The following is a 24,517-nucleotide window of genomic DNA, read 5'->3' as shown; positions in this document are numbered from 1 at the left end:
TCTGAAACCGTGTCGGGCCAGCCTTATGGAATGGGTGGATTGTTCCAGCGTTGCACGGTCACGATCATGTGGCCTTCGCCGGTCAGGGATTTCCCTGCGTCGTCGACGGCGGCGATCACCTTGAGGTTGCCGGCATTGTTGGTGGACATTTTCCGTGCAGGGTTCGGCCCGGCATCGCCCGGGGTGAACACGCCCGCGTCGGCCTGCATGGTGCCGGCGTACTTGACGTCTTCGTCTTCCTTGGCGCGATCGTCGAAGGCCTCGACCTTCCACTGCGCCGGGAACACACCGATGCGATACGGCTTGCCGTCGGCGCCCTTGCCCCAGGCCTCGGCGTCGAACCGACCCTGGACCTTCGGCGTCGAACCACCGCCCTCGCCGATCCGCGCGACCGAGAATTCCGGCACCACTTTGACCGAGTCGATTTTGCTGTAGACCGAAAGGTCAGGGCCTTTCAACGTGCCGACGGTGACCGCACGCAGGCCCGGCTGGGCGTTTGCGGCGGCCTTGAGTCTGACTTTGATCTGTTCGGGCGTCTGCGAGACAACCTCGACCACCTCCACGCCCTTGCCGAAGTTCGGCTTGCCGCTCAGGCCGCTGCCGATCAGGGTCACTTCAGTTTCGCTGCCCGCCTTCACGTAGCCCGGTTGCACCGCCAGCAAGCGATTGCTGCCCTGCTTGGCGGCGACGAAATCCAGGCCGCGCTCGTCGTGCTCGGCCTCGAACATCCGGCCCTGCATGGCATTGCCTTGGGCGGCGAACACCTGGCGCATGGTCACGCCATCGATGGTTACGTTGCCGCGCCATTCGTAGCCGGTGTAGAGAATCGCGCTGCCGTCGCCGTTGAACGGCGTGCCGTCGGCGTACTGGCCCTTGACGCTGACCTTGAAGGTGTCGCTGCCGTCGGCGCTGACGCTCATCACTCCGGCCAGTTCGCCTTTGCCCGGCAAGTGCCCGCTGAAGCTCCAGTCACCCACCAGCGCCTCGCTTTTCGGCGCGGTGCTCAGCCATTTCTTCCAGGCCGGGTTGTCCAGCGCGTAACGCTTGGCCAACATCGGCACCATCTCTTTGCGGGCGATGTCGAACCAGTCGCGATCGCGTGCCAGGGCCTGGTATTCCAGTGACGGCCATTGGCCGAGGTGGAAGTTCACCAGACGCTCCCATTCCTGAGCCGGACGACGCTGCAAGGCGACCCGCGCGCCGGAGTGGCAGCGACCGCACATCTGGCTGGTCTTCTCGTCGAACTGCTCGACGGTGTTGAGCCGGCGCTCCATGGCGTAACGCACGCCATCGGTTTCGCTCGGCGCCAGGCCCTGGGTGTCGGCCAGGTACTTGACCAGCGTGCGCCGGTCTTCATCGCTGATCTGCAGACCGTGCATGGTCTGCATGCGGGCGATGCTCATCAGCCAGCCTTCCGGGGTCTTGCGCTGGTGGCTGATGCGGCTCAGGGCGTTATTGGCTTCGGGGGTGTGACAGCCCTGACAGGTTTCCTTGAGGATGGTCTGGGCGTCGCGGGCTGCCAGGCTGTCAGGCGAATGCAGCGCCACACAGGCGGCCACGGCCAGCAGACTGACACTCAGGCCTGATCGGAGTTTTCTCTTCATCAACGTCGAACCTCGCACGGTGCTTTCTTATTTTTGTTGCTGATCGTTTTTATGGTTTCTGCCGTCGGCGGCGGGCCGCTGACGGAGGCAAGAGAAACGTCTGCGATGAGCAATACACGGAGCGTGCCAGCTTGCGAATGTCTTGAATAATCAACGGCTTGTGAGGAAAAGGTCGGGTTTTGGCGGGGGCAACGCGGGTGTTGCACGTTTTATTTCGCGACACCTGTTGCAACCTGAGACAAGCATAGACCTCTGTAGGAGCATGGCTTGCCCGCGAACAACGATGGCGCGGTTCTGCTGATACACGGCGGGGACTTCTTCGCGGGCAAGCCTCGCTCCTACAGGGTGTGATGTACGGGCCGTCTCACGCCGTCGCAAATTGCGACGGTTGCAGGCTTCCTGCCGATCCCGAAAAAACTCGCCAGCCCCGCCCGCTCGGGCTCTCGGCGCACAAATCCACAACTGGCACAGCCATTGCGAAAGACCTCGGCACACGAACAAGACGAGGTTTCAACATGTCGCTCCCAAACCTGCTTCCCGCCACGACGGCGTTTATCCAGCGCGCTCCGCGCATGCTCATTGGCGGTGACTGGGTCGAGGCCGCCGATGGCCAGACCATGCCCCTGCACAACCCGGCCACCGGTGAAGTGCTGTGCGTGGTGCCAAGGGCTACGCCGGAGGATGTCGATCGCGCGGTGCTCGCCGCGCGCCAGGCATTCGATGATTCGGCCTGGACCCGTACCCGTCCGCGGGAGCGGCAGAACCTGTTGTGGAAACTCGCCGACCTGATGCAGCGCGACGCCGAGCTGCTGGCGCAACTGGAATGCCTGAACAACGGCAAGAGCGCCGCCGTCGCCCAGGTGATGGACGTGCAACTGGCCATCGACTTCCTGCGTTACATGGCCGGTTGGGCGACCAAGATTGAAGGCTCCACCGTCGATGTCTCGGCGCCGCTGATGCCCAACGATCAGTTCCACAGTTTCATCCGTCGCGAAGCGGTGGGCGTGGTCGGTGCCATCGTCGCCTGGAACTTCCCGCTGCTGCTGGCCTGCTGGAAACTCGGCCCGGCCCTGGCCACCGGTTGCACCGTGGTGCTCAAACCCGCCGATGAAACCCCGCTGACCGCGCTGAAACTCGCCGAACTGGTGCAGGAAGCCGGTTACCCCGAAGGCGTGTTCAACGTGGTCACCGGCACCGGCATCACCGCCGGCTCCGCCCTGACCCACAACCCGTTGGTGGACAAATTGACCTTCACCGGCTCCACCGCCGTGGGCAAGCAGATCGGCAAGATCGCCATGGACTCCATGACCCGGGTCACCCTGGAACTGGGCGGCAAGTCGCCGACCATCGTCATGTCCGACGCCGATCTGTCGAGTGCCGCCGCCGGTGCCGCCAGCGCGATCTTCTTCAATCAGGGCCAGGTGTGCTGCGCCGGTTCGCGCCTGTATGTGCAGCGCAAGCATTTCGACAACGTGGTGGCGGACATCGCCGGTATCGCCAACGCAATGAAGCTGGGCAACGGGCTGGACCCGAGCGTGGAAATGGGGCCACTGATTTCCGCGCGCCAGCAGGAGCGGGTCTACGGCTACATCGAAAAAGGCCGGGAAAGCGGCGCGACCATCGCCTGCGGCGGCGAACAGTTCGGCCCGGGCTTCTTCGTCAAGCCGACGGTGATCGTCGACGTCGATCAGAAGCATTCGCTGGTACAGGAAGAAATCTTCGGCCCGGTGCTGGTGGCCATTCCGTTCGATGACGAAGCCGAGGCCCTGCGCCTGGCCAACGACAGCCCTTACGGCCTGGGCGCAAGCATCTGGTCCAACGACCTGGCGGCGGTGCACCGCATGATCCCGCGGATCAAGTCCGGCTCAGTGTGGGTCAACTGCCACAGCGCCCTGGACCCGGCGCTGCCGTTTGGCGGGTACAAGATGTCAGGTGTTGGGCGGGAGATGGGGTATGCGGCGATTGAGCATTACACGGAGCTTAAGTCGGTGTTGATCAAGCTTTAATTGGCTGCGCCCTTACTGGCGCCATCGCGGGCAAGCCCGCTCCCACAGTGAACGGTGTGATGTCGAAGATTCAATAATCACCCAAAAACCTGTGGGAGCGGGCTTGCCCGCGATGGCGCCAGATCAGCCAATGCAAAGCTCAGGGCTTGAACCCCTGCCCCAACAACCAACTACGAACCATCCTCCCCTGCTCCACCGTCAACCCCGCCAACACCTGCCCCGCCGGCTCACTGCGCAGCCGCCGCACCAACGGCGCCAGCTCAACCCCCTGCACATGCCAGATCCCCAACGGCTGATCCGCGGTGATCACCACTTCGGCCTCATCGACGAACCCATCGCGCAATACCGGCGCCCGTTCGATGCGCAGCGCCTGGAAATCCGCCTCGGCGTGGGCGATTTCGGCGTCCGGCCATTGCCGCCTCGCCTGCCAGAACGGCAAGTCCTGCCAGCGCTGCTCATCGGCATAGAAGTCCCGGCCAATCCTTGCGAAGCGCAGGAACAGCTGCTCCACCCGCTGCTGATGAAAACGCTGGGCCAGTGCTCTGCGCTCGGGTTTGCGCAGCAGGGTGTTGATCACCGTCGGCGCCTGCAGCGCCGAGGACAGTGATTGAAAGATGCCATTGCCCGACAGCGGGTCCACGGCCATTGCCGCATCGCCGATGCGAATCCAGTTTTCACCGCACACCTGGGGGTTGAGGATCGCAGTGCTACTGCGAGCGTGCAGTTGCAGGTCGACTTCGGGTTCGCCGCCGAAAAAGCTTTGAGCCAACAGCGATGCCTGACGCCGTTGCCGGCAATAGTCGAGCAGCTGCGACTTGCCCGGCAGGTCGGCGCTGGCCACGTCCACGGTCCATTGCCAATAACACTGGCCGTCGGCCCGCCGTGCCATCCAGGCCCAGCCGTCCGCGAGGCTTTCCACGGCGCTGGCGGTGATGCCCGGCGTGGCTTGCCAGCGATTGAGCAGGCTGACCGTTTCCGGTCCGCGCAGTCCTTTGCCGAGGGCTGGCGCCTGGCGACCGCGAGCTTCCACCAGAAAGTCGGCGATCAGCGGCTCGCGTCCATCGATGTCGATTCGATGTTCTGTCGCAGCGCTGTGCACCGAGAGCACCCGGCCCTCGATCAGCTCGACCCCGGCCCCACGCAAGTCTTCACGCAGGCCGCGATCGAAGGTCGGGCGATCCAGCAGAAACTCGACGTTCTGTGCGTGCTGCTGGCCGTTCCAGTTGACCTGTCGCTGCGACGGCAGGATCGCCTGCGCCAGCCCGTGATGCAGCCCTGCCCCGCGCAGCGCTTCCAGCACTCGTTGGGAAACCCCTTCCAGCGCGGCAAAGCGTCGCCACTCGCTGATCAGGGTCACCGTATAGCCCAGACGCCGCAGGCCCAACGCCACCGCCGCGCCCGCCGGTCCCGCGCCGAGAATCACGATGCGCGTCATGGTCCGTAGCGCCGTTCGGGACCGCGATAACGGGCGTTGTCCCGCAGATAGTCGATGACCTGTTGATTACCCGCCTCGGGCTGCTCCACCAGGAACGCCGCGATGTGCCCGCTCAGCGCCGCGCACCCCAGGCTCGCCCCGGACTGCCCCGGATAAGTGCCGTGCACACAGGCGGCGAAATCCGCCTGGGCGCTGTTGAGCCAGGACCATTCGAGTTCGGCGCAGCGCGCATCGCCCGTGACCCGCAGCACCTGTGGATAATTCGCCGGGTACACCCCTTCGCCCTGGGCCGGGCTCGATGCGCAAAGCAGGACCCCGCGCTCCACCGCCGCCGCGCAGGCGGCCCGCAACAGGCTGCGATCCTGGCGTAATCCGAGGCTGAGGTTGATCAGGCGCACGTCCTGCGCCACCAGCCAGTCAATCGCCGTGGCGATTTGCAGGGCGCTGGTCACGCCCCGCTGGTCGAACACCTGGGCTACGCAAAACAACGCCGATGGCGCACGCCGGCCGATGGCTTCGATCACCGCGCTGCCGTGGCCCAGCGGATCGTCGCGCAAGTCGCTTTCGGCCAGACCGTCCTCCACCAGCGAAAAGCGCCGACCGGCCATCACCTGCACCCGCTGCGCCGCCGAATGTCCGCTGTCCACCACGCCGATGCGCAACTCAGGCTTCATGCAGCACCGTCTTTGAAATCAGCACGCCGTCGAGCAATTCGAAGCGCAGGTCGGCATCGGCCAGGGTCGAGGGACGGTGGCTGATGAGAATCCGCGTGCGCTCGGCAAACAGCCGGTCGATGGCCTCGATCACCTCCCGTTCGGTGGCTTCATCCACCGCCGAAGTCGCTTCGTCGAGCACCAGAATCAACGGGTCTTGCAACAGCGCGCGGGCAATGGCGATGCGTTGTTTCTGCCCGCCGGACAACTGCTGGCCGCGCTCGCCCAACGGGCTGTCGAGGCCTTCGGGCAAGGATTCGATCAGGCTGTCGAGCTGGGCCATGCGCGCCACTTCGGCAATCGCTTCGCGACTGGCGTCGGGCACCGCGTAGGCGAGGTTGTCGGCCAGGCTGCCGCGGAACAGCACAATGTCCTGGCTGACCACGGCGATGCGTCGACGCAACTGGAACAGATCCAGCTCGCGCACATCCACCTCCCCCAGCAGCACGCGCCCCGATTGCGGGTCGTGGTGGCGTTGCAGCAGATCGATCAGGGTCGATTTGCCGACGCCGGAGCCGCCGCTCAGGGCGACTTTCAGACCGTAGGGAATCCGTGCCTCGATCCCGCGCAACGTGGTCGAGCGACCGGGATGACTGAAGTGCACATCCTCGAAACGCAGCTCGCCGGAGCCGGGCATCGGCTGGGGCATGTCTGGGCTGAGTACAGTCGGCTGCTCGCCGCGCAACTCCATCACCCGCCCGAGGCTGACGGTCATGCGCTGAATCGCCACGTAGAGCCCGAGCAGACTCTGGACCGGTCCCACCGCCATGCCCAGATAGGTAGAAAACGCGATCAGCGCCCCCAGTTGCCAGGTGCCCTGCACCACCCAGTAACCGCCGATCAGGAAGGCGCAGGCCCGGGACAGCGACGTCAGGGTGCCGGGTACGGCCTGGGTGAAAAACTCGGTGACCTGCAGGCGCAGCAATTGGCTCATGTAGCCCTGGCCCAGGCTTTCCAGGCGCCGCGCCTCGCGCTGTTGCTGGCCGGCGGACTGGATGAATTTCATCACCGGCAGGGTCTCGACCATGAACGACGACATGTCCGCCGAACGTTCGCGCAGCTGCCGCACGTCGCGCTCGACCTTGCGCCGCATCCAGCGCAGCCAGAGCACGTCGAGGGGAATCAGCACCAGCGCCAGCAGCGACAGTTTCCAGGACAGGGTCAGCAGCATCGCCACGGCAACGACCAAGCCGATCACGCTGGACACCGCCGAGAACAGCGAGTCCACGGCAAAGCGCTGGATTTCCGCGACGTCGCCGTCAAGGCGCGACATCAGATCGCCGATGCGTCGCTGGCCGTAGAAGCTTGGGGACAGGGTCTGCAAGTGGCGATAAAGGTCATCGCGCAGGGCGAACAGCATGCGCCCGGACAGCCGCGTGTGCAGGTAGCGGTTGATCCCCGACAGCGCCGTACCGAGCAAGCCGGCGACGATCATCAGCACGGCGATCAACACCAGCATCGGGAAATTGCGCGCCAGCAGGCCATCGTCGATCAACAGTTTGGTCAGCCATGGCTGCACCAGCACCAGCGCCGAGGCGCACACCGAAAGCCCGAGCAAGCCGGCGATCGCCAGCCGATGGGGGCGCACGAAACCGTAGAGCCACTGCAACGAGGCGTGCAGGACTTCGGGGTTCTGGCTGTCGATCAGCCGAACGATCAGGCGGCGCATCACGAACGCAACTGTTTGAGCTTGCGATACAGGGTCGCACGGCTGATGCCCAGGGCGTCGGCGGCGGCCGAAACGTTGCCCTGATGGTTGTCCAGAGACTGACGGATCATCTCCAGTTCGTTTTCACGGATACTGCCGGACTGCGGCCGCTCGGTGGCGGTCAACTCGTCGAGCATGCTGTCGGGCAAGTGATCCAGGGTCAGCACGGTCTCACCCGCTTCGCGCATGGCCAGCGCGGTGCGCAGGACCATCTCCAACTGACGGATGTTGCCCGGCCAGTGGTAGTTGCCGAGAAGGCGACTGAGGTCGTCATGCAGCACCACGGTCGGCGCTTCGAGCCGCGTCAGCAGGCGGCCGACCAGCGCGCTGAAATCCTCGCGCTCGCGCAGGGCCGGGAGCATCACACTGATGCCGTTGACGCGGTAAAACAGGTCTTCGCGGAAATGTTTGTCTTCCACCAGTCGCTTGAGGTCGCGGTGAGTGGCGCAGATCAGGGCGACGTCGATGTCCTGCTCTTCGCCGGCGCCCAACGGCGCGACCTTGCGGTCCTGCAACACGCGCAACAGGCGAGCTTGCAGGGCCAGGGGCATGTCGCCGATTTCGTCCAGGAACAGCGTGCCGCCGTGGGCCTGTTGCAGGCGTCCGACCATGCCGCCCCGGCGCGAACCGGTGAACGCGCCTTCGCGGTAGCCGAACAGTTCCGACTCGATCAGGCCTTCGGGAATCGCCGCGCAGTTCACCGCGACGAAGGGTTTGTCGCAGCGGCTGCCGGCCATGTGCAGGGCCCGGGCGATGACTTCCTTGCCGGTGCCGGTTTCCCCCAGTAGCAACACCGGCAACTGATTGGCCAGGCCCTGGCGGGCCATGCGCAGGGCGCGGGCATAACGCTCGTTGCTGCCGGCCAGGGATTCGAGGTCCGGTTGGGCTGTTTTGGCCGGTTTGGCCGGCGTACGCGGTGGCGTACCGACGTTGAGGGCACGCTGCGGCGCGCGCAGGGTTTTGTAGAAGAACTCGCCCTTGGCGGTCTGCAGGCTGCCGGCACCGCCCTGATGCAGGCGCGCCAGCAATTGCAGGCCATCGACGCCGAGAAACTCTTCGCAGCGCCGGCCCACCAGTGCCGAGCGCTCGGCATGCAGCAACTGACAGGCCTGGGCGCTGACGGCGAGGATCTGCCCGCCGAGGCTCACCGCCAGCAGGCCCTGCCAGGGGGATTCGAGGTATTGGCGACGGCTGTGAAAGGCCAGGACGATTTCGTCAGGGTAACTGGCGTTGAACACCCGGCTTTCGATCTGGCTGACTGCCATGGCCAGCAGCGCGGTGCTGTCGTGGGCGCGCCCCAGCGGGCCTTCGCGGGTCAGGTCGAGCACGCCGAGGATGTCGCCCTGAGGGCAATGGATCGGCACCGAGGTGCAGGAAAAATCACTGAGGCGATCCAGGTAATGTTCGCCGCAATCGATCAGGGTCGGCCGGGCTTCGACCAGTGCGGTGCCCAGGGCGTTGGTGCCGCGGGCGGCTTCGCTCCAGCAGGCGCCGAGGGTGATGTCTTGCAGGCCGCTGCCCTTGAGGCGGTCGGCGCGGCCTTCGACGGCGAGGATGGTGGCGTCGGAGTTGGCGAGGATGATCAGCCCTTCCTTGCCCTGGCGTTCGGCCAGGTAATCGATGGCGGGCAAGGCGGCGTCGATCAGCAGACGGTTGCTGGCCAGCAGCACGTCGAGGCTGGCGCCCGATTCCAGCGCCAGCTCGTGCTTGGCGTTGAAATGCACGCCGTGGCTGAGGCTGCGTCGCCAGGACGCATCGATTTCCGCGCGCAGCACGCCGTCCGGCACTTCGCCTTCCAGGTGCAGTTTTTCCCGGGCCAGCCGGGCTTCGCGGTGCAGTTTGGGGGAGTTTGTTTTTATCAGCGTCATCAAGCGCTCCGGGTCGTCCGCCCTGCGCCTTGATACATCGGCGCCCAGAGCCATCTTGACGTTAACGTCAGGGGGCTGGCAAGTGCCGTAGAGCGCTTGTGTTTCGGCAGGTGGATCGCATTATCGTTCTTCGCGAGCAAGCCCGCTCCCACACTGGACCGGGTTGAACCGAAAACAGGCGTTCAACACCGGACAATGTGGGAGCGGGGTTGCTGGCGAAAGCGGTTTACCGGGCGCCGATCAATTTAGAGCTTCCACACCTCAGGCCCCACAAAAAACGCCCGCGCATTGTCCTCCAGACTCTCCAGGTGATACCCCCCCTCCTGCACGATCAGGCACGGCAATCCAAGGCTGCGAATCCGCTCGCCCAGTGTGGAAAAGCCTTCGCGGGTCACCGCCACCTTGCTCTGCGGATCGAGTTCATACATGTCGAAGCCCAACGACAGCACCAGTACCTCGGCACCGAAGTCGGTCACGGCCTGCAAGGCCACGTCCAGCTGCCCGAGGAAATCCGCCTCGCTGGCACCGTGGGCCATCGGCAGGTTGAGGTTGAAGCCCTCGCCCGCGCCGACGCCACGCTCATCGTTGAAGCCGGCGACCCCCGGATAGAAGTTGGTCGGATCGCCGTGCACCGAGACATAGAGCACGTCGTCGCGGTCGTAGAAAATTTCCTGGATGCCCTGGCCGTGGTGCATGTCGGTGTCGAGCACCGCGACCCTGTCGAATTTGCCACGCAACACCTGGGCTGCCACCGCCGCGTTGTTCACATAACAGAAGCCACCCGCGGCCTCGGCCCGGGCGTGGTGTCCAGGCGGACGGCACAGGGCGTAGGCGGCGGGTTCGCCATCGAGCAGGGCCCGGGCGCCGGCTATCGCGCTTTGCGCCGACCAGTAGGCCGAACGCCAGGTTTGCTCGCCCACCGGGCAACTGCCGTCGGCCAGGTAACGGGCGGCCTGGGCGAGGATGCCGCGCAGGGCGTTGGGCTCGCGGACGAAGATGTTGGACATGACCTCGTCGCCCCAGTCCTCGGGGACTTCCTTCCAGCGTTGGTGGGCTTCCTTGAGGAATGCCAGATAGGGCGCGCCGTGGACGGCCAGCAGCGGGTCGAGGCCGGCGTCGGCAGGTTGTTCGACGGAAAAACCCAGCGAGTGCGAAGCCTGGACCAGACGCTGCGCGCGCTCGGGGACTTCCTGAGGGGTGCGCATCTGGCCGCGGGAATAGTAGCTGCGTGGGTGGTGGAGCAATTGTTCGGGGTGGAAAAAACTGCGCATGGGGTTGGTTCCCGTCGGCTAAAAAATACGTTAAACACAAAATCCATCGGCGATGAGTACTTGTGGTGATGGGCGGCCTGCTGCTACATGTCCTGCCTCAAAAGTTTTATAGAGTCAGGTGGGTTTATTGGTTGGCTCGAGAAAGCACGGCATTGAGCAACACATCCGTCCCCTGCCGCACATCCTCGGGCAACACATCCTCAGCCTCGTTATGACTCAACCCACCCACGCACGGAATGAACACCATCGCCGTCGGGCAGTAGCGCGCCAGGTGAATCGCATCATGCCCCGCGCCGCTGACGATCGATTGCTGAGCGTAGCCCAGGCCATCCACCGCCTGCTGAACCGCTGCCACGCATTCGGCGTCGAACGGCGTGGCCGGGCTGATCCAGTGCGGGGTGATGGTCAGGTTCAGGCCGCGGTTGTCGGCAATGGCCTGCAGCCGTGCACGCACCTGTTGCTCCATGGCGGCGATGGCGTCGTCGCGGTGGTGGCGCAGGTCGACGGTGAAGTTCACCAACCCCGGAATGGTGTTGCGCGAGGACTTGTTGATGCTCAACTCGCCCACGGTGGTCAGGCCTTCGGGGGCAAAATCGGTGGCCAGGCCTTCAATGGCCTGAATCATCCGCGCGACACCGTACAGGGCATCCTTGCGCAGTGGCATGGGCGTGGTGCCGGCATGGGCGGCCATGCCTTCGACGCGCACGTCCAGCCAGCGAATCGCCTGGCCACCGCTGACCACGCCGATGCTCTTGGCGTTGTCCTCAAGAATCGGCCCCTGCTCGATGTGTGCCTCGAAGTACGCATCCACCGCGCCACCCAGCGGACGCTCGCCTTCATAACCGCAACGCTGCAAGGCCTCGGCGACGCTGATGCCGTCGGCATCGCGGACCGCCAGCGCGGCGTCCAGCTCCATGATCCCGGTGAACACCGCCGAGCCGAACATCGCCGGGGTGAAGCGTGCGCCTTCCTCGTTGGTCCACACCGCCACTTCCAGCGGCTTGCGGGTCTGGATGCCCAGATCGTTGAGGCAACGCACCACTTCCAGACCGGCCAGCACGCCGTAAACGCCATCGAAGCGACCGCCTTCGGGCTGGGTGTCGAGGTGGCTGCCCATCATCACCGGCGCGGCGTCCGGGTCGGTGCCTTCGCGACGGGCGAACAGGTTGCCGATGGCATCCACGCTCAGGGTCATGCCGGCTTCGCGGCACCAGTGGGCAAAGAGTTCACGACCGGCCTTGTCCTCGTCGCTCAGAGCCAGACGGCAGCTGCCGCCACGGGCGGTGGCACCGATTTCCGCCATCGCCATCAGACTCGCCCACAGGCGTTCGCCATTAATTTTCAACATGGGTTTCTCCAGAAAACGGTTGATCACGCGTTGGCCAGTTCCACGCGTTCGGCGCGGGCATGGCGACGGGCAAGGGACAGGACACAAATCAGCGAAGTCGCGGCGATCAGGCTGTAGAACACCGCCATCGGCCACCATTGGCCGGCGAACTTGTGCGCCAGCATCGTGCCGATCAGCGGCGTCAGGCCACCGGCCACCGCGCCGCAAATCTGATAGGCCAGGGAGATCGCGGTGTAGCGCACCCGGGTTTCGAACATGCCGCTCACATAGCCGGCGATCACCGCATAGAAGGACGCCATGCACACCACCGCCAGGGCGATGCCGAGGATGATCAGCGGCGCCTGGGCCGAGCTGACCAGCACGAACATCGGGTACGGCGAGGCCATGGCCAGCAGCGACACCAGGCACAGAAAGCGGGTCGCACCGATTTTTTCGGCGATCCACGCCGCCAGCGGCTGGATGCAGAACTGAATGATCGCGACAAAGAACAGACACTCGAGGATCAGGGAGCGTGGGAGCGCCAGCTGCTGGGTGGTGTAGGCGATCATGAAGGTGTTGGTGAAATACACCCCGGCGATGCCCAAGGTGTTGGCACCCATGCACAGCAACAGCGGACGCCATGCGGTGCGCAGCACTTCCATGACCGGCGCCTGTTCCTTGCGGGTGTTCTTGATCGCCTGCTCGCGGCTGGCGAGGAATTGCGGCGACTCATTGACCCCCAGGCGAATCGCCAGGCCCACCAGCAGCAACAACGAACTGGCGAGGAACGGCAGGCGCCAGCCCCAGCTCATCAGGTCCTCTTCCGGCAACCGGGTGACGGCGCTGAACGCCAGCAGCGACAGGATCAAACCCGCCGGGCTGCCCAGTTGCGCGAACGAGGCGAAGAAGTTGCGTCGACCTTTAGGCGCATGCTCGCCGGCCATCAACACCGCCCCGCCCCACTCGCCACCCACGGCGATGCCCTGGACGATGCGCAGCAGGATCAGCAGCACTGGCGCGGTGGCGCCGATCTGCGCGTAGGTCGGCAGCAAGCCGATACACACGGTGACCACGCCCATCATCAACAGCGTGATGATCAACGACTTCTTGCGCCCGATACGGTCGCCGATATGCCCAAAGACAATCCCGCCCAACGGCCGCGCAAAAAAGCCCACGGCAAAGGTGCCGAACGCCGCCATGGTACTGAACAACGGGTCGTCTGAAGGAAAGAACAGCGCACCGAACACCAGCGCGGCGGCGGTGGCGTAAATGTAAAAGTCGTACCACTCGATCATCGTGCCAATGAAGGCAGCAGCTGCCGCACGGCGCGGCTGGGACGAAGCTTGAGGCTTCATGGGTCGGGCTCCTTTGGTTATTTTTCTGGCAGGAGAGAAACGGCGAATCAGGGGCGCTCTGGTGGCGCGGTGTGGGGAGGATTTTTTGTTCCGGGGGATGATTAGTCAATTTTCTATTTGTTATGCGGATTATTAAGCAGACTTATAATAAGTGCCTGCTACGGCAAACGATCATTCGCCCATAAAAAAAGGGAGAGCATCCAATGCCCTCCCTTCTTCTTTCATCTACCTGCCGTAACAGGATCGATCAACACCTCAGGTTGCCAGAATGAAGTCCGTGGCTGTCACGGTCGTCGCATCACCCACGCCCACCAGTCGAATGGTGTCCGTTGCTCCCGCGAAGCTGAGCAGCGTATCGGCACCGACATCGGTGACGGTGACGTTGGCGGCAAAGGTTGCCGCGGTGATGTTCAGGCCCGTGATGTCGAGCCGGTCCTGGCCGCCTGCCGGGTTGGCGTCGAAGCCGATGATCTGATCGGTTCCGAAGCCTGCGGAGAACCTGAAGATGTCGTTGCCGGTACTGGCAACCATCGTGTCGTTCCCCGCACCACCGGTGACAGTATCGTTGCCGGCTCCGCCGTCAATGAAGTCATTGCCGATGCCGCCCAGCAAGGTATCGTCACCGACACCGCCGAGCACGGTGTCGTTGCCGGCACCACCGTCGAGGATATCGTTGCCGTTACCGCCGTCCAGGTTGTCGTTGCCCAGCCCACCCAGCAGCGAGTCGTTGCCTGCGCCACCGTTCAAGGCGTCGTCGCCGTCACCGCCGTCAAGGGTGTCGTCACCCGCGCCGCCGTTGAGAACATCGATGCCGAGACCGCCCAACAGCTGGTCGTTGCCGCCGTCGCCGTTGAGGGTGTCGCTGCCACCGTTGCCGGTGAGGATGTCGTCGCCGCCACCGCCGTTGAGGGTGTCATTACCCGCTCCGGAGGTAATGGCGTTGTTTGAGCCGTTGCCTGTACCGACGAAGTTGCCGGCGCCGGTGTAGAGCAGGTTCTCGACGTTGTTGCTCAACGAGTAGTTGCCCAGCGCCGTCTGCACGGTATCCGTACCACCGCCCGCCGCTTCGACCACCACGTCGCCGTTGTTATCGACGACGTAGGTATCGTTGCCGGCCAGGCCCACCATCCGGTCGGCCCCCACACCGCCGTTGAGCAGGTCGTTGCCGACCCCGCCGGTGAGGGTGTTGGCCAGAGCGTTACCAGTGCCGGTGAAATTGCCCGTGCCGGTGTAGGTCAGGTTTTCGACGTTGGCACCGAGCAGGTAGCTCGTCAGAGTGGTTTGCACCAGATCGGTACCGTTATTGGCGGCTTCGTTGACGATGTCGCCGACGTTGTCGACCACAAAGGTGTCGTTGCCGTCACCACCGTTCATCACATCCGCACCCAGACCACCGTTGAGCGTGTCGGCGCCATCCTCACCATTGAGGGTGTCGTTGTCGTCTCCCCCGTTGAGGACGTCGGCGCCAGTACCACCGAACAGCTGGTCGTTACCGCCCAGGCCATTGAGCGTATCGGCACCACCAAGCCCAAGTATCACGTCCGCGCCCGCACCGCCGGTGAGGGTGTTGGCCGCATTGGTGCCCGTCAGGACCACACCGGCCGGTACCACCACCGCTGCCGTAGCCGCCGAGGTCAGCGTTTCCAGCGTGCCGAAGCCGTCGGTGTAGCGCACGATCACCCGCAGTTGCAGGTTGCCCTGCGCCGAACCCGGGGTGAAGGTCGCATTGGTCGCGCCATTGATGTTGGTGAAGCTAACGCCGGTACCTTGCTGCCATTGGTAGCTGAAGGTTCCGAGCCCGTCCGCGTCGGCAATCCCTGCGGTCACTGCGGTCAGCACCTGCCCTTGATCCGGCGTGGTATCGCTGATCAGCGGCAAGCCTGTCGGTGCGTCGTTGACGTTGGCCACCGGATCGGTTGCATCCGATGGAACGGTTTCGTGCACACCGAAGTCATCCACGTAGCTGACCACCACGCGCACCTGCGTGCCGACCTGAGCCTGGCCGAGCGTGAGCGTGGTACCGGTGGCACCCGGGATGTTGACGAAGGTCACTCCGTTGGTCATCTGCCACTGGAAGGTGAACTGCGGATTGCTCAGGCCATCGACATCGACGATGGTGGCCGGGTTAACGGTCAACACCTGGTTCTGCGTCGCCAGCCCTGTCACGGTTGGCGCTGCGGACGCCGCGCTGTTGGGCCTGGAGTCGACGATCTCCAGGGTGCCCTTGGCATCCTCATACACCGCGCGCACGCGGATGTTCAGGCCCGCCACATCATCCGTCACCCGGTAGGTGGTGCCAGTCGCCCGCGATGCCTCGCCGGCGGCGACAACGGTGATGTCTTCGTAGACGCCGGAACCGGCAATGTTCTCGACCTGCCAGTAGTAGGCCACCGGACCGGTTACCGCACCGGTCGGGTTGGCCGCCGTGACATTGTCCGCGTCGCGCACCGACAGATTGCTGACCCGCAGCAACTGGCCGGCGACCGGCGTATCGTCCCGCACGCCAGTGGCATCGTCGAGGATCGCCAGGTTCCCGGTGGGGCCGGCGTTGACAGCGGTGCCCACGCCAGAGGCCTGCGCACGGTCTGCGAACTGCAGCCGTTCGACGCCGGTCAGGCGATCGACGCCATCACGGCCGACGACCGTGTCGGTAACGATGACAGTGTTGCCCTGCACAGTGACCTGGTACTCATCGGCAAGACCGGAGTACACCGCGGTGTCATAGCGGTCGTTGCCGGTCAGGATCTCCCGCACGATGACCAGCTGGCCGGGGTTGTAGGTACCGTTGAGCATCAGCGGCACCATCGGCTCCATGCTGTTGAACGAGGCGATTTCGGGACCTGTGCCATCAATGTTCTGCCGCACGCTGATGCGTACGTTCAGCCACTTGTCACCATCAATGATGTCGTCACCGCCGCGACCTTCGATCAGGTCGCTGCCGCTGCCACCGAGGATGATGTTGCCGCCATCGAAGAACGTCGCGCCGGCTGGCAGCAGGCTGGACAGCCCGTTGATCAGGCCGATGTTGGTCAACACGCTGCCGTTGGCACCGGCGGTAGGCAGCGAGGTCGAGTCCTCGTTGTCGCCGCGCAGGAAGTCACCGTGGGACGAACCCGACAGACCTTCCATGATGTCGAACCGCACCAGCGCCGAGGCTCCCGAGCCGGGCACCTTCGGAACATCGAAGAAGCGGTCGGTGTAGTCGATGGAGACGCCTTGGGCCAGGTCCTTGAAGGTTGCCCAGTCATAGCCCGAGCCACCGATGTAGCGGTCGCCGAAGCCCAGGCTGCCGACCATGATGTCGTCGCCGCCTTCACCGTTGAACTTGTCGTTCTCGTTGCCGCCGATGAAGACATCGTTGCCGATGATCGGGTCGTTGCCCAACGGATCGAAGTTGTCGCCAGGTGCACCGTCGGAGGTGCCCTTCTCGATCCAGTCGTCGCCTTCGTTACCCATGTCCTGTTCGTTGGCCTTGCTGCCCAGGATGAAGTCATTGCCCTGGCCGCCAATGGCTTCGGAGGCGTCTTCACCGGTGATGATGAAGTCGTTGCCGAACCCGCCAATGATCAGGTTGACGCCGTTACCACCGTGGAGCACGTCGTTGCCGTCGCCGCCCTGGATGTTATCGTCGCCGCCCGCGTCGGTGATGATGTCGTCGCCGGCACCGCCACGCAGCTGGTCGTTGCCGTCGCCGCCTTCGATGCGATCGTTGCCGCCATCGCCCCAGACGGTGTCGTCGCCTTCACTGGCGATGAGGATGTCGGCATTGTTGGTACCACCCATCACGATGTGCTGATCGCCGGTGTAGCGGATGTAGTTGGTGTCCGGCCCCGCTGTCAGCGGATTATCGCGGAACACCACTTGCTGGTTGTTTTCGCTGAGCGGGTCGGCGTTGCCCAGGCCTTCGTTGAACTGCTTGCCCTGATCGACTTCCAGGTAGTAGCCCGGATCGGAGAACACCAGGCCCGGCAAGTGCGTGGCCGAGGTGTTGGCCATGATCAGCTTGGCGAACGAGTTGCTTTCAAGCTCGGCGTTCATCGACAGGCCGGCAGTACGTTCCAGGTAGTAGAAGCGGTCGCCGTCCTGGAGTTTTTCCAGCTGGTTCTCGAACACGAAGTTGAAGGTCGTGCCGAGCATGCCGCCGAACGGATTTTTCTCTTCGGCCAGGCCGCCGATCCACATGTCGATGGCATCGACACCGGTGATCGTCACGCCGTTGACGCCATTGGCCCAGGCGCCGGTGCCGTTGAGGAAGGCCAGGCGGTCAGTCGGTTCATTCACCCCGCCATCACCGAACACCAGCATGATCGCCGCGGCACGTTTGGCTTCCAGGGTGGTGGCCCCGGTGATCGTGCTGTGAGTGCCGTAAGCCGCGATGAAGTTGATCAACGACTCCGGATGCTTGAGGTGCTGCACCAGGTCGACCCAGCTGGTGTACGGCTTCATCTGGGTGTCGCCGGTCTGGCTGTAGATGTCGCGGCGGAACGCGTTGAGCGAGGGAATCCCCACGTCGCGGCCACGGGCGATGTTGATCGCCGGCAGATCCAGTGGCAGGCCCAACAGGTTGTTGCGCAGCGCCTCGGTGACGAACTCGTCGATTTCGTTACCGGCCTGGCGCGTGACCCCGCGCACGATGGCACTGGTCGCGTCCTCTGGCGTCACGCCACTGGCGGCATACGCCAGCGGATTGAGGAACGCCGCGATCAAGCCCAGTTGCTGGTCGGGGTTGGCGCTGTTCGGATCGCTGATCACGTCGAAATTCACATCGAAGCGATCGACGGTCTCGGTCAGCATCGAGTGGCCGAACCGGTACACGGTGTGGGCGAACTCGGCGACGATCGAAGGATCGAGGTCCACGTCGTAGACCTGGGTCGGGGCGAAGAACAGGTCGACGTTCGGGGAGATGGTCCGCGCGAATTCCTCGAACACCAGGTGCTGGTACTGCATCTCGGTACCGAACTTGGCGGCCTGGAACAGGCGCTCGCCATTCCACACCAGTGCGTCGATCTCAGCCTGATTGACCGGCATCGCAGCAACCGGATCGAGCAGCCACTCGTTGAGGAAGGCCACGTCACCGGAATCGAGCACGGTGTCCTTGGTCTGGGCGACCAGGCGGTTGTGCTCGGAGTGGAAGATCGCGTGCACGGCGGTCAGGCCGATGTTCTCGTTGACCCGGCCGTCGCCAGCGATGTAGTGCGCATCCAGCAGTTCGTTGTCGTAGGTCGTGTTGTTCCCGCCCGGGCCGACCGGTTGATCATTGCCGACAAGCGTGTCGCCATCAGCCTGTAGAACCCCACCGGAAATGACCGGCACGGCATTGTGAGCAATGTCGTTGAGGAAGGCATGGCCGGTACGGACTGCGTTCGTCAGGTTGACCGGATTGAGCGGATTGCCTTCGACCAGGGTGGTGACGTCGTCGGCGGTACCGGCAATGCCATCCGCGCCGTTATTGACCCGAATGACCACTTGCGGGAAGCCGTTCGGCCCCTTGATGAAGTTGCCATAGGCGTCGGTCGCCAGCAGCGGGCCGCTGTCGATATCGGCGTCGGTCAGGTTGATGCCCAGAATGTCACGGGCCTGCGCCTTGACCACTTTCCAGGTGGCCATGCCGCCGATTTCGGTGTCGTCCGAGGTACCGAACTTGCCATCGTCGCCCAGATCCCGGTTGGTGATCAGTCGGCCGGTGGCAATGGGGCCGTCGTCCGTCATCACGTATCCGCGCAGGAATACCTGGTGCGACGGATGCGAGCTGTACGTCTGGTTCTGGTCCACGAACGGCGAGGTGGTGTTGGTGTGCTCATGGATGTCGTCGGCCGTGCCAAGTACGCCGTCGGCGCCTGGCTGGTTGGTCGCACGGGTCAGCACCATGAAGTTGGTGGGGCTGCCGTCGACGAACAACGGATCATCCTCTTTCAAAGGAATGAAGACCGTACCCGAACCGCCTTTGGTAACCAGATCCAGACCGTGATCGAAGAACTGCCCGAAGAAGGTCATCCAGGCGTTGAACGGTGCCGACAGTCCGGCATCCGGCGCGGTGTTCTCGAACAGGTACACGTCGCGGTCGTCGCCGGTACCGAACTGACCATCCAGGCCGGGGCTGGCGACTATCCGCACGCCATCCTTGAGCACATCGTCATTGCCTGGCTGGCCGGCCGGTATGCCGAAATTGAGCACCCCGTCCGCGCCGGGGTCGTATGCGTTGGCATAGGCCGCCGGGTTGTTCGCCGTCTGGTCGACGATCAGGTTACTGATGGTGCGCGGTTGCGAGTCGATCACCAGGCCGCTGTTTTGCGTATATGAGGTTCCCGCCTCCGCCGGATTGAGCACCGGATCACTGATGCGCGGGAAGGTGTTATCGGCGGCACCGAATTCGGTGTGGTCGTTGCCGTTGAGGTTCATCAGGTTGTTGTTCGACCCGTCGACCGTGCGCAAGCCCAGCGGCGCGCGGATGTTGGGGATCAGCGAGAGGATGTCCGCGCCAGCCGCATCAGCCTCGGCAATCTTGATCTGCGCGAGGATGAAGTTGAGGTCGGAGCGCACCATGTGCAGCCCCGCGCCTCCCTCACTGGCATCGACCACGGACGTCGGCGTGGTCGGTACCACCGGTGCGCCGGGCACTACCGCGGCAGTTGGCTGCGAGAACACGATTTCAGTGGTGCCATGGGCATCCTGGTAAATCGCCTTGACCCGCAGCGACAAGCCGGCAAGGTCGGGAGAGACCTTGAACGACGTGCCGTCGGCGCTCTGGAACGCCAGGTCGCCGGCCGGCAGCAGGATGATGTCTTCGAACACGCCGCTGCCCGGATCGGCCTCGAACTGCCAGTAGTAGGACACCGAGGAGTTGGCGAGACTGCCTCCGGGGTTGTTGGCATCGGTGACGCCGGCGACGCTGACGGTCAGCATGTCGCCTACGGTGATTGCTCCGGCGTTGACATCGGTAATGGTCGGCCTGCCAACCGGCTGTGCGTTGAGCCCGGGCACCAGCACTCGCTGGCCATCGGCGAATTGCAGGCGTTCGATGTGCAGCAGGGTGTCAGTGCCGTCGCGACCGGCGACGGTGTCTGTCACTGTCCATACATCGTCCGCCAGACTGGCGGTGCCGCGGGTGTCCTGAGTAACCGTGTACTCGCTCTGAAGCCCGGAGAAAATCGCGGTGTCGAACGCCGCCCCGCCGGTCGAGGTGCCGGGCAGGATTTCCCGTACGGCCTTGAGCTGACCGGGGTTATAGGTGCCGTTGAGCATGAGAGAGATCATGTCTTCCATGCTGTTGAACGAGGCGATTTCCGGACCGGTATGGTTGGTGTCGCCCGGGGCATAGACCGCGATCCTGACATTGAGCCACTTGTCACCCTCGATCAGGTCATCGCCCCCCCGGCCCTCGATCAAATCGCTGCCATTGCCACCCAGCAGAATGTTGCCGGTGGCAAAACCGGTGGTGGGCAAGCCGGCATCGATGAGCAACTGCCGCAGACCGTTAATGAGGTCCACATTGGTCAGCGCACTGCCCGTGGTACCGCCGTGGTTGAGGATGGTGACCGCATCGACGTCATCGCCCTTGATCACATCGCCGAATTGCGAACCGGACACCCCTTCGACCTCGGCAAAGCGGTCGAGGATCGAGGCCGGCGAGGCGCCGACCGGATTGAACACCCCGGCGTTCTGGTTTGGCGCGTTGCCATGTGGCTGCGCCAGCGCGGCCAGGCTCAGGTCGACGGTCACGCCGATCTTGTCATTCTTGTAGGTCACCCAGTCGAAGCCGGACATGCCGTCCATCTTGTCCTGGGCATCGCTGCCGACAAAGATGTCATCGCCACCCTCGCCGATCATTTCGTCGAAGCCACCGCCGCCGACGAAGATGTCGTTGCCGATCACATCGTCATTGAGCAATGGCGAGAAGTTATCGCCGGGCGCACCGTCCTGGGTGCCCTTCTCGATCCAGTCGTCACCTTCGTTACCGGTCGGTGGCAGGTTGGTCTTGGCACCGAGGATGAAGTCGTCACCCTTGCCACCGAAGGTGGTGGTGATGTCTTCGGTGGTGACGATGAAGTCCTGTCCGTCGCCGCCCAGGATCAGGTTGCCCCCGACAAGCATGGCGCCGGCGATGATCACGTCGTTGCCGCCGTTGCCTTCCAGACGGTTGTCGCCGAAGGCGTCGGTGATGATGTCATCGCCGTCGCCACCGAGCACCGCATCGTTACCGGCGCCGCCTTCGAGGCGGTCGTTGCCCTCGTCACCGTAGAGAGTGTCGTCGCCGTCACCGGAAATGATGATGTCATTGCCGGCGGTACCGCCAAGCACGACATGGTCTTCCCCGGTGTAGTGCAGGAAGTTGGTGTCGGCGCCGGGGGTGTCGGGGTTGTCGCGAATCACCAGCGGCACGATTTCCACGCCGTTGATTTCCAGGCCGCCCGTCGGATCGGCGCGGCCATCCGCGCCCAGGCCAGTGTATTGCCTGGTCTGATCGACCTCGAGGGTAAAGGTTGGCGTCAGGAACACGGTGTTCGACAGGTGGGCGACATCGGTGTTGAGCATGATCAACTTGGCGAACGAGTTGTTCTCAAGCTCGGCGCCGAAATCCAGCCCCGCGGTACGTGACAGGTAGTAGAACCGGTCACCGTTCTGCAGGGCCTCCATCTGAGTTTCAAACACGAAGTTGAAGGTCGAGCCGAGCATGCCGCCGAACGGCATTTTCTCTTCGGCCAGACCACCGACCCACAGGTCGATGTCATCGACGCCGGTGGTGGTGACGCCATTGACCATGGCGTAGATGCCCTCACTGTTGAGGAATGCCAGGCGATCGGCCGTATTGGCGGTGAAGACACGCTCTTCAGGGGTACCGACGTTGATCACCGCGCTGCCACCCAGGACCAGCGCAGCGGCAACCGCACGCTTCTCGTCCACGGTATTGACGTCAGCCGCGGTCAATGCGCCGTGGGTGCCGTAGGCTGCAATGAAGTTGACCAGCGATTCGGGGTGCTTGAGGTGTTCCAGCAGGTCAACCCAACTGATGTACGGCTTGAGTTGGCTGTCGCCGGTCATTGCAAAGAACTCGCGGCGCGCTTCGTTCAGCGTGGGAATACCGGTATCGCGACCGCGGGCAATGTTCAGGGCCGGCAGGTCGAGTGGCAGCCCCAGCAGGTTGTTGCGCAACGCCTCGGTGACGAACTCGTCGATCTCGTTGCCGACCTGACGGGTCACACCGCGAATGATCGCGCCTGCGGCTTCATCCGCCGTCGCACCGCTGCTGGCGAATGCCAGCGGATTGAGGAAGGCGGCAATCAGGCCCAGTTGCGGATTGTCCGGATCGTTGATCAGTGGATTGAACTCGGGATCGAAGCGGTCGACGGTCTCGGTCAGCATCGAGTGCCCGAAGCGGTACACCACGTGGGCGAACTCGGCGAGGATGGCCGGATTGATCGAGGTGTCGTAGCCGTTGGGCGCGAGGAATTCGTCGATCTGTGGCTGGATGGTCCGGCCAAATTCTTCGAACACCAGGTGCTGGTACTGCATCTCGGTACCGAACTTGGCAGCCTGGAACAGGCGTTCGCCGTCCCACACCAGCGCGGCGATGCCTTCCGCCGTGGTTGGAATCGCGGCGACATCATCGACCAGCCACTCATTGAGGAAGTTGACGTCGCCAGCGGCCAGCAGGGTGTCCTTGGTTTGCTGGACCAGCCGGTTGTGCTCGGAGTGGAACACATGGTGCACGGCGGTCAGGCCAATGTTTTCGTTGGCCCGGCCATCGCCGGCGATGTAGTGGGCGTCGAGCAGTTCGTTGTCGTAGGTCAGGTTGGTGCCGCCAGGGCCCGGTGGTTGCGCATTGCCGACATCGGTGTCGCCATCGGCTTGCAGAACCCCGCCGGTAATGACCGGCTCGGCATTGTGGGCGATGTCGTCGAGGAAGCCATGGCCGGTGCTGATGGCGCTGGCCAGGCTGATCGGTGAGGCCCGGTTGCCTTCGACCAGCTGCGTGACGTCATCGGCGGTCCCCGCGATGCCGTCAGGGCCATTGCTGATACGTATCACCACTTGCGGCATACCGTTAGCGCCGGGGATGAAGTTGCCGTAGTCATCGGTCAGCAGCAACGGCACCCTGTGCACATCGGCGTCGGTCAGGTTGATACCGAGAATGTCGCGGGCCTGGGCCTTGACCACAGCCCAGGTCGCCATGCCGCCGTTTTCGGCGTCGCCATCATCGGCCGTACCGAATATGCCGTCGGCGCCGAGGTCGCGATTGGTAATCAGGCGCCCGGTCGCAACGGGCTCGCCAGCTGCATTGAGCATGTATTCACGCAGGAATACCTGGTGCGAAGGGTGCGAGCTGTAGGTCTGGCTCTGATCCACGAAGGGCGATGTGGTGTTCTGCTGGCCGTCGTCGGCGGTCCCGACGATACCGTCCGCGCCAGCGGTATGCACGGCACGCGACAGCACCATGAAGTTGGTCGGACTGCCCGGTACGAACAGCGGATCGTCCGGCTGCAGCGGCACCACCACCATGGCCGTGCTGCTTTTGGTGACCAGGTCCAGACCGTGGTCGAAGAACTGGCCGAAAAAGGTCATCCAGGCGTTGAAGCTGGCGGTCAGGCCAACGTCCGGCGACTGGTTGGGGATGAGAAAGACCGGCTTGTCGTCGGCGGTGCCGAACACGCCATCCAGGCCCGGGCTCATCACCGTCGGTGCGCCACCGTTGGCGGCAACCGCTGCCGGGTTGTTGGGGGTCTGGTCGACGATCAGGTTACTGATGGTCCGTGGCGCCGGGTCGACCACGTTGCCGGTACCGGCGTACGCCGGCGACTGATACTGGGGATCGAGCAGACGCAGAAAGGAATTGTCCGAGGCGCCGAACTCGCTTTGTCCGGCGACGAGGTTGTTGTAGCTGCCGTCGACAGTCCGCAGCCCCCATGGCACCTGGCTGTTTGGGAGCAGATCAGTGAGATCTTCGCCCCTGGCATGGGCCTCGGCAATGAAGATCTGCTTGAGGATGAACTCCAGGTCCGCCTTGGTGAAGTTGGCCATTTTGATTTCCCTCGCTATATCCGGAAAAAGGGCACTGAACGGAATAACCGCTCACGCCCGTCAGTTGCTGGCTTTTGTTTTGTTTTTTGAATCAATTTTCAGGCGAAGGCTGTCGCGGGAAGGCCGTCAGCGGGCACCCGGAATACACACCTGGAATTTGCGAAAAATGAGCGTTCGCTTAGCGATCAGGCAAAGCGAAAGAGAACCCTTGGCG

10 protein-coding genes are annotated in these 24,517 nt (G+C 63.8%); 1 reads left to right on the top strand and 9 read right to left on the bottom strand.

From position 1 onward, the window contains the following. Positions 1-23 precede the first annotated feature (23 nt). Positions 24-1,604 carry a quinohemoprotein amine dehydrogenase subunit alpha gene (gene peaA, locus HNO86_RS25755; RefSeq protein ID WP_175379739.1) on the bottom strand — a complete coding sequence of 527 codons (1,581 nt, stop codon included), beginning with the start codon at positions 1,602-1,604 and terminating at the stop codon, positions 24-26. A gap of 515 nt (positions 1,605-2,119) precedes the next feature. Here peaA and HNO86_RS25750 point away from each other — a divergent pair. Then, positions 2,120-3,610, top strand: a complete 1,491-nt coding sequence (locus HNO86_RS25750; protein ID WP_175379738.1) for an aldehyde dehydrogenase — start codon at positions 2,120-2,122, stop codon at positions 3,608-3,610. 139 nt (positions 3,611-3,749) lie between these two features. Here the strand turns inward: HNO86_RS25750 and HNO86_RS25745 are convergent, their stop codons facing one another. The 8 genes from HNO86_RS25745 to HNO86_RS25710 all read right to left on the bottom strand — a co-directional run bounded on the left by HNO86_RS25745 (position 3,750) and on the right by HNO86_RS25710 (position 24,303). Next, a complete protein-coding gene (locus HNO86_RS25745) occupies positions 3,750-5,045 on the bottom strand; it encodes an FAD-dependent monooxygenase (protein ID WP_175379737.1) in 1,296 nt (431 codons plus the stop codon). Further along, positions 5,042-5,719, bottom strand: a complete 678-nt coding sequence (locus HNO86_RS25740; RefSeq protein ID WP_175379736.1) for a S8 family serine peptidase — start codon at positions 5,717-5,719, stop codon at positions 5,042-5,044. The genes HNO86_RS25745 and HNO86_RS25740 overlap by 4 nt, the downstream gene beginning before the upstream one ends. Further along, entirely contained in the window at positions 5,709-7,427 is a 1,719-nt protein-coding gene (locus HNO86_RS25735) for an ABC transporter ATP-binding protein (RefSeq protein WP_175379735.1), read from the bottom strand. Before HNO86_RS25735 ends, HNO86_RS25740 begins: the two co-directional genes overlap by 11 nt. Continuing rightward, positions 7,427-9,334 (bottom strand): sigma-54-dependent Fis family transcriptional regulator, encoded by a 1,908-nt coding sequence (locus tag HNO86_RS25730; protein WP_175379734.1) that lies wholly within the window; start codon positions 9,332-9,334, stop codon positions 7,427-7,429. The genes HNO86_RS25735 and HNO86_RS25730 overlap by 1 nt, the downstream gene beginning before the upstream one ends. Positions 9,335-9,579: 245 nt before the next feature. After that, positions 9,580-10,605: a histone deacetylase family protein gene (locus HNO86_RS25725; protein WP_175379733.1), complete on the bottom strand. Its 1,026-nt coding sequence runs from the start codon at positions 10,603-10,605 to the stop codon at positions 9,580-9,582. A gap of 124 nt (positions 10,606-10,729) precedes the next feature. Further along, positions 10,730-11,953, bottom strand: a complete 1,224-nt coding sequence (locus tag HNO86_RS25720) for a Zn-dependent hydrolase (RefSeq protein WP_175379732.1) — start codon at positions 11,951-11,953, stop codon at positions 10,730-10,732. A gap of 23 nt (positions 11,954-11,976) precedes the next feature. Next, positions 11,977-13,287, bottom strand: coding sequence for an MFS transporter (locus HNO86_RS25715; protein WP_175379731.1), 1,311 nt, complete (start codon positions 13,285-13,287; stop codon positions 11,977-11,979). A gap of 255 nt (positions 13,288-13,542) precedes the next feature. Beyond that, the gene (locus tag HNO86_RS25710) at positions 13,543-24,303 is read right to left on the bottom strand and encodes a peroxidase family protein (protein ID WP_175379730.1); all 10,761 of its coding nucleotides are present in this window, start codon (positions 24,301-24,303) and stop codon (positions 13,543-13,545) included. Between the last annotated feature and the right edge of the window lie 214 nt (positions 24,304-24,517).

It is taken from the genome of Pseudomonas sp. C1C7 (assembly GCF_013359595.1).
Lineage (GTDB): Bacteria > Pseudomonadota > Gammaproteobacteria > Pseudomonadales > Pseudomonadaceae > Aquipseudomonas.
Note: the sequence above shows the minus strand (reverse complement) of the source record. Positions and strands in the feature narration are given on the sequence as shown.